13 protein-coding genes are annotated in these 13,747 nt (G+C 33.7%); 10 read left to right on the top strand and 3 right to left on the bottom strand.

What is annotated here, in order from left to right:
• Positions 1-68 precede the first annotated feature (68 nt).
• The 8 genes from L1276_RS14455 to L1276_RS14420 all read left to right on the top strand — a co-directional run bounded on the left by L1276_RS14455 (position 69) and on the right by L1276_RS14420 (position 6,299).
• Positions 69-299, top strand: a complete 231-nt coding sequence (locus L1276_RS14455) for a hypothetical protein (RefSeq protein WP_253788942.1) — start codon at positions 69-71, stop codon at positions 297-299.
• A 1-nt stretch (position 300) separates the two neighbouring features.
• A complete protein-coding gene (gene yidD / locus L1276_RS14450) occupies positions 301-582 on the top strand; it encodes a membrane protein insertion efficiency factor YidD (protein ID WP_253788940.1) in 282 nt (93 codons plus the stop codon).
• A gap of 105 nt (positions 583-687) precedes the next feature.
• Positions 688-1,053 carry a DUF4359 domain-containing protein gene (locus tag L1276_RS14445; RefSeq protein ID WP_253788938.1) on the top strand — a complete coding sequence of 122 codons (366 nt, stop codon included), beginning with the start codon at positions 688-690 and terminating at the stop codon, positions 1,051-1,053.
• Positions 1,054-1,091: 38 nt separating this feature from the next.
• A complete protein-coding gene (locus tag L1276_RS14440) occupies positions 1,092-1,505 on the top strand; it encodes a hypothetical protein (protein ID WP_253788937.1) in 414 nt (137 codons plus the stop codon).
• A 9-nt stretch (positions 1,506-1,514) separates the two neighbouring features.
• Positions 1,515-1,724, top strand: a complete 210-nt coding sequence (locus L1276_RS14435; protein WP_253788935.1) for a hypothetical protein — start codon at positions 1,515-1,517, stop codon at positions 1,722-1,724.
• Positions 1,725-1,935: 211 nt separating this feature from the next.
• Entirely contained in the window at positions 1,936-3,288 is a 1,353-nt protein-coding gene (locus L1276_RS14430; protein WP_253788933.1) for a GH1 family beta-glucosidase, read from the top strand.
• Positions 3,289-4,302: 1,014 nt separating this feature from the next.
• Complete coding sequence (locus L1276_RS14425) at positions 4,303-4,491, top strand: hypothetical protein (RefSeq protein ID WP_253788931.1); 189 nt, start codon at positions 4,303-4,305, stop codon at positions 4,489-4,491.
• A gap of 53 nt (positions 4,492-4,544) precedes the next feature.
• Positions 4,545-6,299, top strand: a complete 1,755-nt coding sequence (locus tag L1276_RS14420) for an ATP-binding protein (protein ID WP_253788929.1) — start codon at positions 4,545-4,547, stop codon at positions 6,297-6,299.
• Between the two features lie 72 nt (positions 6,300-6,371).
• Here the strand turns inward: L1276_RS14420 and L1276_RS14415 are convergent, their stop codons facing one another.
• Positions 6,372-6,905: a 5'(3')-deoxyribonucleotidase gene (locus tag L1276_RS14415; RefSeq protein WP_253788927.1), complete on the bottom strand. Its 534-nt coding sequence runs from the start codon at positions 6,903-6,905 to the stop codon at positions 6,372-6,374.
• Between the two features lie 88 nt (positions 6,906-6,993).
• Here L1276_RS14415 and L1276_RS14410 point away from each other — a divergent pair, with 88 nt between their 5' ends.
• Together L1276_RS14410 and L1276_RS14405 are read left to right on the top strand one after the other, a co-directional pair.
• Positions 6,994-7,743: a DeoR/GlpR family DNA-binding transcription regulator gene (locus L1276_RS14410; RefSeq protein ID WP_253788925.1), complete on the top strand. Its 750-nt coding sequence runs from the start codon at positions 6,994-6,996 to the stop codon at positions 7,741-7,743.
• A gap of 115 nt (positions 7,744-7,858) precedes the next feature.
• Entirely contained in the window at positions 7,859-8,983 is a 1,125-nt protein-coding gene (locus L1276_RS14405) for a nuclear transport factor 2 family protein (RefSeq protein ID WP_253788923.1), read from the top strand.
• Between the two features lie 101 nt (positions 8,984-9,084).
• Here L1276_RS14405 and L1276_RS14400 read toward each other — a convergent pair whose 3' ends face one another.
• A complete protein-coding gene (locus tag L1276_RS14400; protein WP_253788922.1) occupies positions 9,085-10,536 on the bottom strand; it encodes a TolC family protein in 1,452 nt (483 codons plus the stop codon).
• A complete protein-coding gene (locus L1276_RS14395; RefSeq protein WP_253788920.1) occupies positions 10,529-13,696 on the bottom strand; it encodes an efflux RND transporter permease subunit in 3,168 nt (1,055 codons plus the stop codon). Before L1276_RS14395 ends, L1276_RS14400 begins: the two co-directional genes overlap by 8 nt.
• Positions 13,697-13,747 lie beyond the last annotated feature (51 nt).

The raw sequence follows: 13,747 nt of genomic DNA, 5'->3' as shown, positions 1-13,747 counted from the left end.
TTTCCATAAAACACTAGTTTTTATTGGGTTTACATTTGATAAAAATAATTTAACTAAACAAAAAAATTATGGAACACAAAGTAATACCATTTGCAGCTTCAATCGATTTAAAGAAAAATGCATCTGCACAAATTGCAGAACAACTAGAAAGTGCTATAAAATACCATACTGAAAAAGGTTGGAAATATGTTCGAGTAGAAAACATTACAACTTTTGTTCATGCAGAATTAGGATGTTTTGGATTTGGAGCAAAACCTGCTCAAACACTTTTCACGCATTTAATTGTTTTTGAAAAATAAGATGAAATATTTCATCTTATTAATTATTCGATTGTATTGGATAGTAATTCCCTCGGCAAAAAGAAGAAAATGCATTTTTAGAAAATCTTGCTCTAACTATGTTTTTGAAGCGACCCAACAAGACGGTTTCATAAATGCAATAAAAGCATTCTGGTTTCGATATAAAAATTGCAGAACTGGTTTTCAAATTTTTAAAAATCCAATAACCAATGATACTCAGATGATTCTTCCTTCTCAAATAATTATTGATAGGGAAGAAATTGCTGAAAGGTTAATTCAATAAAAGAAACCTCAAAATCCCGTATAAGTACTCATTTTAAAGAACTTAATTCTAATTAGATTTATCGAATTACAAAAAACAAAAATACTAATCCATAAACAAATCCCTATGAAAACGAAACACTATGTAATTATTGTAGTTTGTTTATTCTTATTAATTACAGCATTAACAAATCCGGGAACTGAAAAACACAAAGAAGAAGTAAAATTGAAAATGAATGCATTTCTCGAAAAAGAAATGAATAAAGAAAACACGACACAGAATGATGAATTTTCCGCAGCCGGAAGCTTAATGGGAAATGTACTAGCAAAATCAATGATAAATATGATGGTAGATAATTTAGTTTCTTCATCAAATTATATCCTTTTTTCTACAACAACTGTTACCATCGAAGGAAAAACTAAAACTATTGGCTTTGGGATTCTGGGAAACATCTTTTTATCCAGCAAAATTGATGAAGCATTAAAACAGTAAAAACAAGATTCTAACCCTAACCAAATACCACAAAGCCTATGCAAAAAAACTACCTCATCTTACTTTTACTATTGATATTTTATTCCTGCGAAAAGGCTTCATCTCCTCCCCAACAAATAAATTCTTTTTATAAACCTGCGATTACAATTACAGCAGACGACCGAAAAACTATTACGCCGGAAGAAGCCAAAACGTATCATGTAAATAAAATCTATCAATACGAGTACCGAACCGGAAATCCAGGGAATTATGAATACAATTATGATGTAAAAGGAATAAACAGCAAAGGCGATTCAGTTTGTGGGAATATCAACGTGCAGGGAAAACACGGTGCCGGAATTTTAACCGGAGACACTGTTGCTGAAATTGAAATTAATACCGAATGGATTTCATACGGAAAATTAAAAGCTATTGATAAAAAAGGAAACGAATACAATTTAATTGTCAAATAAAAAGATCTCATGAAATATACTTTACTCTTACTTTTTGTTTTTGCCACTTCATTTACACCGCCGCAAAGCAGTGTATTTATCTGCGGATCTACCGGTGCAAAAAAATATCATTTAAAAGAAACCTGCCGCGGTTTATCGAGCTGTCGCAGCGAAACAGTAAAAACATCGCTCAAACAAGCTCAGGGCCTTGGTTTAACATTATGCGGATGGGAAGATTAAATCTTCCCATTTTTTTTATTTAATCATTTGATAATAATCACTTTACAATAAATTCACATTAGTTTTATTAATTTGATATAAAACTAATCGTTATGAAATTCTTTAACCTAAAATTCCTGGTATCATTCAAAGAATGGCTTTTTTTAAGAGCTATGCAATCTTCTTTCCTGCACTAACAAACCATTTAAAAATAAAGGAAAGTACATATTGAATGAATAAAATTGAAAACTCATTTTTGAACAAAAACCAATTTGGTGAAGATTTCTTGTGGGGTGTTTCTACCGCCGCTTTCCAAATTGAAGGTGCACATGATTCAGACGGAAAAGGTTCTTCTATTTGGGATGTTTTTACTTCTCAAAAAGGAAAAATAAAAAATGGTCATCATGCCTTAACTGCCTGCGATTTCTATAATTCTTACCAAAATGATATTGATTTAATTCGGGAATTAAATATTCCGAATTTCAGATTTTCTATCAGCTGGCCCAGAATTATGCCTACGGGAGTTCATCCTGTAAATCAAGCCGGAATTGATTATTACAATAAAATCATTGATTCGCTGCTCGCCTCTGGAATTGAACCCTGGGTTACGCTTTATCACTGGGATTTACCGCACGCTCTCGAAGTAAAAGGAGGCTGGACAAACCGTGAATCGGTTTCCTGGTTTTCAGAATATGTAGAAGTTTGTGCGCAGTATTTTGGGGATCGTGTCAAAAACTGGATGGTTATTAATGAGCCTTCTGTTTTTACCGGAGCCGGATATTTTTTAGGTATTCATGCACCTGGAAAAAAAGGAATTTCTAACTATCTAAAAGCCATGCATCATGTAACTTTGGCAACGGCCTCCGGCGCTAAGATATTACGAAACAAAATTCCTGAAGCGAACATCGGCACTACTTTTTCGTGTACGCATATTGAACCGGCAACAGAAAGTGCTAAAGATATTGAAGCCGCAAAACGTGTAGATACTTTACTGAACAGAACTTTTATCGAGCCAATTTTAGGATTGGGATATCCGCAGAAAGACCTTCCGGTTCTTAAAAAACTGAATAATTACATTCTTGGAGATGATTTAGACAATCTCGATTTTGATTTTGATTTCATCGGATTGCAATGTTATACACGGGAAATTGTAAAATCTTCTATTTTAACTCCATACATTGGTGCTGAATTGGTAAGTGCCGGGAAAAGAAATGTAATTTCGACCGAAATGGGCTGGGAAGTTTATCCGCCTGCCTTGTATCACGTTCTGGAGAAATTCAATAAATACAAAGGAATCAAAAAAATTATTATTACTGAAAACGGTGCTGCTTTTCCGGATACAGTAACAAACGGAAAGGTATTCGATATCAAACGAACACATTATATTCAGGATCATTTAGAACAAATTTTAAAGGCCAAAAAAAACGGTTTAAACGTTGAAGGTTATTTTGTATGGAGTTTAACTGATAACTTCGAATGGGCCGAAGGTTACAATGCCCGCTTCGGATTAATTCATGTCGATTTCGAAACTCAAAAAAGAACCATTAAAAACTCAGGATTGTGGTTTAAAGATTTTTTATCTTAGAATTTTACTTTTTGATAAAATTTCATTTTTAAAAAGAAATAACAAGTTTTATTGTCTCTTAAATTAGTAATTAAAAGCGAAGAAATTCTCAAAAAAAATTACAGTATTTAGAGCAAAAAAACCTGTTATTTCATTGGTATTTAGTTGTTTTATAGTTATATTTTGCTTATCTTTATAGTATAAATAACAGTTCAAATATGATAAAAAACAAACTATTTTATTCTCTAAATTACCTCTTACAAAATTATTCTTTTTATCTCTTCAAGCATTTTATTTTTCAAAATGTCTCTTCATTTCATTTCGAAATTATGCTGTCCAGCCTTTTTTCTGCACCAAGTGTAAACTCACAGAAAATATCCGGGCGACTGCTCCCTCTACAACCATAATCCTCTTTCTTGGATTAATTTTCTAGATTATATTTTTAGAAAATAAAGCCGTAAGTTTTAGAAAAAGATTTCCTTTTCAGGATTTTCTTTCGACTCCTCATTTTCATTTCCACCAAAACCATTTTTTATATGCCATTTTTTTCTACTTCTACAATTAAATTCTTACCCGCGATTTCATTTTTCGCTTCAACCCCAAAATATTTATCTCTTTTTTAATAGTTCATTCCAACTTTTGAGCAGCTTATTGCATCTATATATAATATAGACTTCTTTCAGATTAATAACATTTAATAATTCAAACTAGACTTTGCACACTTTTTTCTGGGAATTCACGGGAATCTCAGGGAAACGCGGGAATTCTGGGAATCCCTTGCCAGTTAAGGCTTAAAGCGCCTTTACTTTGCACCAAGAAATTAGTTCAAGTTTTGTCTGCAGACTAAAACAATAGCAAAAGCTAGTTCTAATTAAGAGTGTAAAAAACCGTAAGACCGAGTTTATTCGGGAAGTATTAATAACGTCTTACTGTTCTACACTCCTTACTTCCCAAAATCAATTTGGTATTGTCACAAATAGACTCTGGATAACTCCGGACAGCAATACCTATGTCTAATTTCTAAATTAAATCAAAATGAAAAAACTAATACTATTTATCGCTTTTGCGTTATTGTTCACTATATTTTCTTGTACTCCTGATGAGTATGAGACACAGCCGGCAAAAAAAGTAGAAAAAACTACTGATAAGATACAAGCGATTGGTAATGATGGTCCTGGCGATGTTCCAGGATTACCGCCACCGCCACCGCCGCCAGGTTCTTAAATATATATTTTTAGTATCTAATTAATTACTATTTTCGGGGAAAGTAAATTTATATGTTACGGTCCCCGTTTTTTTATTTTATTATAGCTCTTTTTCTTTCTTCATGTGAAGAAAAAAAGACCGTTAATCCTAAAACCGCATCTATACAAAAAGAGGCTTTTGCGTTACGAGATGAAGCTATTAAAAATATTGACAAAGAAAAATTTAATACCGCTTTTTACCAGTTCAACAAGTCAAAGGCACTCTTTGAAAATCTAAAAGATAGTGCCAATATCTCTTATATACTTATTCAAATTGCAAATATTCATCAAATTAATGGCGATTATTACGGCAGCAAAGAGACTGCAACCGAAGCATTATTGTATATCAAAAAAAAGGGAGTTTACACGGCTAGCGTAAATAATACCTTGGGGATTGCAGATAAAGAGCTTTCTCTCTATGATGATGCCATATTTTATTATAAACAAGCAGCAAATGAGTATACAACACCTCTCGAAAAACTTGTTCCTTTGCAGAATATGGCTGTTGTTTATATTCAACAAAAAAAATACGATAAAGCAATCTTACTCTTAGAATCTCTTTTAAAATCTTTTTCTAATAAAAATTCAAAGGAAAGAACTGAATCAATTAGCAAATCTGTACTTCTTGATAATTTGGGATATGCCTATTTTAAGAAAGGAATGGATGAGAAAGGATTTAACTTAATGACTGAAGGACTCCAAATCAGAATTGAAACTAAGGATACTTACAGAAGTATTGAAAGTTATTTGCACTTTGCTGACTATTACTCTAAAAAAGATCTTCAACAATCAGATAAAAATGCTCTTTTGGCTTACAATGCAGCCACAAAACACAATAGTATAGACGAAAGGTTAGAAGCACTTCAAATATTAATTTCAAATGACAATAGCCCTCATACTTCGGCATATGTGCAAAAGTATTTTACATTAAACGACAGCATCATAAAAGTTAGGAACAACTTTAAAAATAAATCTGCTAAAATTAAATATGATTCTAAAAAAGAAAAAGATGAAAATGAAAAACTTCGTTTAGAAAAAGCAGAGAATCAATTGTCTTTACAAAGAGCAAGCTATCTGCGTATTGTATTTGCAATTATATTTGTTTTTTTAATGATATTGATCGCAATTTTAATACGCTATTATAAAAACAAGAACAAAGCCATAGAGTTTAAAACTTCGTACAACACGGAAACCCGAATTGCAAAAAAAATTCACGATGAATTGGCAAACGATGTTTTTCAGGTGATTGCTTTTGCCGAATCTCAGCCATTAGCTTCAGAAAATACCAAAGAGAATCTCTTGCAAAAATTAGATGACATTTACAGCCGTGTAAGAGGAATTTCGAGAGAAAATAATAGTATTGATACTGGTGCAAATTTTACACACAGCATAAAAGAAATGCTCTCTGCCTATAATACGCGAGAGAGAAATATTATGGTAACCAATTTAGAACACATAAATTGGGAAAACATTGACGATATTAAAAAGATCACTATAAGCCGAATTTTACAGGAACTAATGGTGAACATGAAAAAGCACAGCGAAGCAAAAATTGTTGTAATAAAATTTGAAAGTGATCAAAAGTCAATTTCAATAAATTATATGGACAATGGAAAAGGCTGCGAAAAAAGTATGATTGTGCAAAATGGTCTTCAAAACATGGCAAATCGGATTCTCTCTGCTAATGGCACATTTATTATCGATACAGAGCCTGATAAAGGTTTTAAAGTAAAAATATCTTTACCAGAACAAACTCATATTAAAATCAAAGAAAAACTTAATACCTAGCAAATTAAAAAGCCTTTCAGATTACTCCAAAAGGCTTTATCTTCAAAAAACAACTATTATAACCCTTTCAGTTTATAATGTTTCGTTTAAAACCGCAACCGCTTCTTTCCAGTTATTTACTCTTAAATGATGCGTTTGGTTTATATTATGAAATGCCGTAAACATAATAGGTTTACCCATGCAGTAATCTAGATTTTTGCAATGATCGTCAATCAGGTAATCGGTATTGATAATTCTTTTACTGCCGCATAGAACAATATTTTCCCATTTTATAAAAGGAAAATGCTCTGCGAGCCAAGCTACTTTTTCGGCAAGTGAAATTGGAAATTCTGTCGCAGCAGAAACTATAAAAATTTCAAAATTCTTTTGTAATTCACGTACACTTTCGACAGCATCAGGCATTACGGGCAATGTTCTGAAAAAATTATCTTTATTTAAAATTCCATGTAATAACTCTCTTTCTTTAAAAGCTTCGTCTTCACTTAATCCCTGAATACTTTCTTTGGTCAAATGGGTTCCGTATGCTTTATTGTAATGATTTATTATCTGTGATTCTACATCAGCCAGAACACCATCCATATCAATTGCAATTGTTTTCTTCTTCATTGTAATTCTATTTTGCGGTAAAATTATGCAAAAATTGCAAATTATTGCAATTTTTAACTTATTTTTGCAATATAAAACCGCAATAAAAATGAAAAAGGAAGAACGTCAAAAAACAATTTTAGAATATTTATCTAAAGAACATCGCGTAACCTCCATAGAATTAAGCGAATATCTAAACGTTTCCGAAGATACTATCCGACGTGATTTGAAAGAACTTTCAGATCAGGGACTTTTAAAAGCAGTTCGCGGCGGTGCGGTCGCTCCTTCTCCTATTCCGCTTCATTATAGAAAAAGAGAAAAACACGATATAGAAAACAAAAAAATTATTGCTCAAAAAGCAATTTCATATCTAAAAGACGGACAAGTTGTTTTTATTGACGGCGGAACGACTTCTTTGGCTTTAGTTGCAAGTTTTCCTTATGATTTAAAACTAACGGTAATTACTAATAGTTTCCCGGTTGCTACATTGATTGAAGATTTACCAAATATCGATTTGATTTTTGCAGGCGGTAAAATGTGTAAAACTTCCTTTACTACTTCGAGCATAGAAACAGTAGATTTCTTTAGAAACTTTAGAGCCGATGTCTGCATTTTAGGAATCTGCAGTATTCATCACGAACGCGGCGTTACCGGAATATTATATGATGATTCGCAGCTTAAAAAAAATATGGTTCAGAATTCTAATTTTGTGATCGCATTAAGTTCAATCGAAAAAGTAGAAACCGCCGAATCCTATTTTGTCTGTCCGATAAAAGACATTAATGTTTTGGTAACCAATGTTTCGCCGGAAGAGGAAACTTTAAAAGCGTATAAAAATACAGGCGTGACAATTATTTAATTACATCACTTTTTTTGTCTCAATTTATAAATCAGTAGTACTAAATTTATAAATCCGTACTCCTTAAAATTCTCCTAATCATAGCTTTGATAAAAATTAATTTTTAAAAAAGTTTATGAAAAAAATTATCTGTTTTATCGCTCTGTTATTTTTGCCGGCTTGTTTATTGGCACAAACAGAAGAGGCATTAGTTAAAAAATGTATTGAAAATTACATCAATGGTACTTCTTACAATAAACCTGAAAATATTGAAAAGGCATTTTATCCAGAAGCCAATCTCTTTTTAAGTAATAAAGACAAAGAACTCTGGGTTGTACCAGCCTCCGAATATACCAAATGGTTTAAAAAAGATAATCCCGGTCAGTTTAATGGGCGAATGGGCAGAATTATTTCAATTGATGTGTATAACAATATAGCCTCAGCAAAAGCCGAAATATTAATTCCTGAAAAAAAACTGGAATTTATTGACCTCTTTTTACTTAAAAAACTTCAAGGTGAATGGAAAATAATCAGTAAATCGGCAAGCAGTTTAAATACTAATAAATCAGGACAGCGCATTCTATTTATTGTTTCTAATGCCGATCATTACGGTAAATCAACTATCGTTACTGGCAATAGTTTCTCTGAAATAATCAATGCTTACGATACTTTTAAAACAGCGGGATATACCGTCGATTTTGTCAGTCCGGAAGGAGGGAGCATTCCGTTAGCCTATATCAATACATCCAATACTTTACAAAAGCAGTATTTGTTTGATCCTGATTTTATGTATGCTATAAAAAACACTAAAAAGCCCAACGAAATTGACACAAAAAATTATAAAGCAGTTCATTACATTGGTGGTGGATCTGCTATGTTTGATGTGCCCGAAAATAAAGAAATTCAAACTATTACTTTAAAAGTATATGAAGAAAATAAGGGTATTATCTCTTCTGTTTGTCATGGAACTGCTGGAATTGTAAACTTAAAAACAAATGATGGAAAGTATTTAGTAGCAGGGAAAAAAATTAGCGGCTATCCGGATTCATTTGAAAAACAAGATGGGGAGTATTTTAAGTACTTTCCATTCTTAATTCAAAAAACAATTGAAGAGAGAGGAGGAATTTTTAAGTTTTCTGCTCGTAATGTATCTCATATAGAAACAGATGGAAGAATCGTCACCGGGCAAAATTTTCAATCGTCAAGCGACGTCGCTTTAAAGATTATAGAATTAATAAATGGTGCGAAAAAGGATGAATGATTTGTTTCCAAATTTTTGATTATTCTTTTTATCAGTAAATAAAAAAGCCTTTCAGAACTTTACTTCCGAAAGGCTTTTTCTCTACAAATTAACAGGCAAAATTATTTCCATCCGCCGCCCAAGTCTCTGTAAACATGGACTGCAGCATTTAATTGTTCTTTTTTAGTATCTATTAATTCCAGTTTGGCTTCTAATGCATCTCTTTGTGTCATTAAAACTTCGAAATAATCGACTCTGGCAGATTTAAATAAATCATTCGAAACATCAATAGAAGTATTCAGCGCATCAACTTGTTTTGACTTAAGGTCATATCCTTTTTGAAGGTTCTCAATTTTAGACAATTGATTTGAAACTTCTAAATAAGCATTCAAAACCGTACGATCATAATTATACAAAGCCTGAAGCTGTCTTGCATTGGCACTTGCAAATTCTGCCTTAATCGCATTTCTGTTAATCAAAGGTGCAACTAAATCTCCCGCTAATGAATATAAAAGCGATTCTGGCATTGTAAACAAATAAGAAGGTTTAAAAGCATTTACTCCTATTGCCGCAGTAATATCCAAAGAAGGATAAAACTCAGCACGAGCAATTTTCACATCTAATTTTGAAGCAACCAATTCTAATTCAGCTTGTTTAACATCCGGACGGTTCGCTAACAATTGAGACGGAATTCCAGAAGTTACAACAGCCGGCAGTAAACTTAAAAAATTAGTATTGTTTGTTCTTTTAATTTCCTGAGGATATCTTCCGAGCAAAAAGTTAATTTTGTTTTCAGTTTCTTTTATCTGCTGTAAAATATCAAACTCCATACTTTGTGAAGTTAAAACCTCAGCTTCAAATTTCTTAACTCCCAATTCAGTTGCTCTTGCTGCCTGTTTTTGGACTTTTACAATTTCTAAAGCATTGGTCTGCAATTTGATGGTTTGTTTTACAATATCCAACTGATTATCCAAAGCCAATAATTCATAATAAGAATCAGCAACTTCGGCGATGAGGTTTGTAATAACAAAGTTTTTTCCTTCAACCGTAGCTAAATATCTGTTTAAGGCCGCTTTTTTAGAATTACGCAGTTTTTTCCAAATATCTACTTCCCAGTTTGCATACGCCGAAATCGTAAAATCTCCCAGCGGGTCCGGCATTTCTTTCCCAGGCTTAATTTCTGTAGAAGCATCACCAGCACCTTGGCTCGTATATCTACCCACTTTTTCTACTCCAGCTCCAGCTCGTAAACCAGCTGTAGGCAATAAAAGTCCTTTCTTTACACGAATATCGTTCTTTGCGATTTCGATTTCCTGTAAAGTAATATTTAGTTCTTGATTATTTTTAAGGGCAGCATCTATTAAATCTACTAGATTCTGATCTTTAAAGTAATCTTTCCAGGCTAAAGCAGCGGTATTATTATTTGCATCCTGAGTTACAGCTGTTGTTCCAAATGACTCAGGAACTGGTGTGTTTGTAGTTATTGCTGCCTCAGGTGCAGGAGCTTTACATCCTGCCACGGCAAGACATAAGCCCAATGCAATACTGTATTGATATGTTTTAACTTTATACATGATTGTTATCAATTTCTTCTGTTAATGGATTTTCTTCTTCATGTTTTACCAGCTTGTGTTTCTCCGCAATTTTGGCAAAAATGAAATACAAGCCCGGAATTACAAATACACCGCAAATGGTTCCTATAAGCATACCTCCGGCAGCCGCAGTACCAATTGTTCTGTTACCAATTTTACCCGGACCCGTTGCAAAAGTAAGCGGCAATAAACCTGCAATAAAGGCAAACGAAGTCATCAAAATTGGACGGAACCTTGCTTTTGCTCCTTCCATTGCAGCATCTAAAACTGACTTACCAGCTGCGTGCCTTTGTATCGCAAACTCTACAATTAATACGGCATTTTTACCCAATAAACCAATCAGCATTACCATGGCAACCTGAGCATAAATGTTATTCTCTAATCCTGTTAGTTTTAACAAAAGGAATGCTCCAAAAATACCTGCCGGCAACGAAAGAATTACTGACAATGGCAGAATAAAACTCTCATATTGAGCCGCTAATACTAAGTAAACGAATCCTAAACAAATTAAGAAAACCCAAATAGCCTGGTTACCCTGTGCTACCTCATCGGCAGAAATACCTGCCCAGTCAATGTCATATCCTCTTGGTAATTTTTCAGCCGCTATTCTCTGAATTACTTTAATCGCTGTGCCAGAACTATAACCCGCGGCTGGAGAACCACTGATTTGTGTTGAGGTATACATATTGTGACGTGTAATTTCTGAAAGTCCGTACACTTTTTCTAATTTCATAAAAGCAGAAAAAGGCACCATTTCATCACGATCATTTTTTACATACAATTTTAAAATATCATCCGGCTGTGCACGATATTCTGGTGAAGCCTGAACAATTACTTTATAGTTAATTCCGAATTTAATAAAACTGATCTCATAGTTACTTCCTACAAGAGTTGACAAAGTATTCATCGCATTTTCGATAGAAACCCCTTTTTGCTGTGCCAAATCATTGTCGACTTTCATCATATATTGAGGAAAACTTGAGCTGTAAAAACTAAATACGTTTGATAATTCCGGCTGTTTATTCAATTCAGCGACAAAATCGTTGTTTACCTGTTCCATTCTTTTATAATCAACAGAACCTGTTTTATCTAATAAACGAAGCTCAAATCCTCCGGCAGCACCATATCCCGGTACAGCAGGCGGTTGGAAAAACTCGATATTTGCTCCCGTAATATCTTTACATTTTTCCTCCATGTCATGCATGATCTCAACTACAGATTCTTTTCTGTCACTCCAGTCTTTCAAGTTAACCAAACAAGTTCCTGAGTTAGCTCCTGTACCCTCAGACAGAATTTCATAACCTGCTAATGATGAAACTGATTTTACTCCGTCGATATCTTCTGCAATTTTTTGAACTCTTTCTGCAATGTTATTAGTTCTCTCTAAAGATGACCCCGGAGGTGTCTGGATTACAGCATAAAACATCCCCTGGTCTTCATTCGGAATAAATCCTGAAGGAACAGTACTGCTTATTAACCATGTTCCGGCACAGAAACCTAAAAGCGCTACGATAGTAACGACTCTTCTGCTAACAATTTTAGCTAATAGGTTTTGATATTTACCTTGTGCTAAATTGAATTTTTCGTTGAAAGCATCAATAAATCTATTTGCTGGAGTTTTCTTTTTAGGCTGATTATGATTGTTTTTTAACATCATCGCACAAAGTGCCGGTGTTAATGTTAAAGCCACAATACCCGAAAGGATAATCGCAGTAGCCATAGTTACAGAAAATTGTCTGTAAAATACCCCAACAGGACCTGACATAAAAGCAACCGGAATAAATACCGCCGCCATCAAGAAAGTAATTGCGATAATTGCTCCTGCAATCTCATGCATTGCTTTTTTAGTCGCTTTAAATGGAGAGAGATGTTCTTCTTCCATTTTGGCGTGAACGGCTTCGATAACCACAATCGCATCATCGACGACGACCCCAATTGCCAAAACCAAAGCAAATAACGTAATTAAGTTCAACGAAATATCGAAGAAGGTCATGAACACAAAGGTTCCTACTAACGAAACCGGTACCGCAATTGCCGGAATAACCGTAGAACGCCAGTCTCCTAAGAAAAGGAAAACTACCAAACCTACCAGAATAAAGGCTTCAACAAGCGTGTGAATTACTTTTTCGATAGAAGCATCAAGGAATTTAGAAACGTCATATGAAATTTCGTAATCCATTCCTTTTGGAAATCTTTGTTTGATTTTTTCCAGTTTAGCTTTTACTTCTTCAATAACCTGATTGGCATTACTTCCAAAAGATTGTTTTAATACAATAGCGGCAGATGGTCTTCCATTCAAATTCGAATAGATATCGTACATCGAACTTCCAAATTCAACTTTAGCAACATCTTTCAATCTCAAAAGTTCACCGTTTGGATTTGCTTTTACTACAATATTCTCATATTGTTCTTTCGTTGTAAAACGTCCTGAATATTTCAAAACGTATTCAAATGCCTGTGAACGTTTACCAGAACTTTCTCCCGTTTTACCCGGAGAAGCTTCCAAACTCTGACTAGATAATGCTTCCATTATTTCATCAGCAGAAATTTTATAAGCCAGCATACGATCAGGTTTTAACCAAATACGCATAGCATATTCACGTGTTCCTAAGATATCTCCAGAACCAATACCGTTTACCCTTTTCAATTCAGAAAGTACGTTGATATCGGCATAGTTATACAAGAACTTCATGTCGGTATTTTTGTCTGTACTGTAAAGGTTCACGTACATCAACATACTCGGCACTTCACGTGTAATTTTAATACCTTCACGAATTACCAAAGGAGGTAATTTATTGGTAACTGAAGCCACACGGTTCTGAACGTTAATAGCAGCCTGATTTGGATCTGTTCCTAAGTTAAACACTACTTTTATAGTAGCTTCACCATCATTTCCGGCATCAGAAGCCATATATTTCATTCCCGGAACTCCATTTAAAGCTCTTTCTAAAGGAATAACAACCGCCTTAACCATCAATTCACCATTAGATCCAGGATAATCTGCGGTAACATTCACCATTGGAGGCGAAATTGTAGGGAATTGCGTAATAGGTAAATTTAATACCGACAATACTCCTAAAAAGACAATTATCAGCGATATTACTATCGACAATACAGGTCTTTGAATAAATTTATTAAACATTTTTATATTTTTTTAATGATTAAATCAAAAGGAAATCAATAAATCAGTACA

The organism is Flavobacterium sp. HSC-32F16, assembly GCF_024171645.1.
Taxonomy (GTDB): domain Bacteria; phylum Bacteroidota; class Bacteroidia; order Flavobacteriales; family Flavobacteriaceae; genus Flavobacterium.
Note: the sequence above shows the minus strand (reverse complement) of the source record. Positions and strands in the feature narration are given on the sequence as shown.

Excerpts from the sequence above, each read along its gene's own strand:
- L1276_RS14420 (WP_253788929.1), top strand. The coding sequence starts at position 4,545 with ATGTTACGGTCCCCGTTTTTTTATTTTATTATAGCTCTTTTTCTTTCT.
- L1276_RS14430 (WP_253788933.1), top strand. The coding sequence starts at position 1,936 with ATGAATAAAATTGAAAACTCATTTTTGAACAAAAACCAATTTGGTGAA.
- L1276_RS14455 (WP_253788942.1), top strand. The coding sequence starts at position 69 with ATGGAACACAAAGTAATACCATTTGCAGCTTCAATCGATTTAAAGAAA.
- L1276_RS14405 (WP_253788923.1), top strand. The coding sequence starts at position 7,859 with ATGAAAAAAATTATCTGTTTTATCGCTCTGTTATTTTTGCCGGCTTGT.
- L1276_RS14400 (WP_253788922.1), bottom strand. The coding sequence starts at position 10,536 with ATGTATAAAGTTAAAACATATCAATACAGTATTGCATTGGGCTTATGT.
- yidD (WP_253788940.1), top strand. The coding sequence starts at position 301 with ATGAAATATTTCATCTTATTAATTATTCGATTGTATTGGATAGTAATT.
- L1276_RS14425 (WP_253788931.1), top strand. The coding sequence starts at position 4,303 with ATGAAAAAACTAATACTATTTATCGCTTTTGCGTTATTGTTCACTATA.
- L1276_RS14440 (WP_253788937.1), top strand. The coding sequence starts at position 1,092 with ATGCAAAAAAACTACCTCATCTTACTTTTACTATTGATATTTTATTCC.
- L1276_RS14445 (WP_253788938.1), top strand. The coding sequence starts at position 688 with ATGAAAACGAAACACTATGTAATTATTGTAGTTTGTTTATTCTTATTA.
- L1276_RS14395 (WP_253788920.1), bottom strand. The coding sequence starts at position 13,696 with ATGTTTAATAAATTTATTCAAAGACCTGTATTGTCGATAGTAATATCG.
- L1276_RS14415 (WP_253788927.1), bottom strand. The coding sequence starts at position 6,905 with ATGAAGAAGAAAACAATTGCAATTGATATGGATGGTGTTCTGGCTGAT.
- L1276_RS14435 (WP_253788935.1), top strand. The coding sequence starts at position 1,515 with ATGAAATATACTTTACTCTTACTTTTTGTTTTTGCCACTTCATTTACA.
- L1276_RS14410 (WP_253788925.1), top strand. The coding sequence starts at position 6,994 with ATGAAAAAGGAAGAACGTCAAAAAACAATTTTAGAATATTTATCTAAA.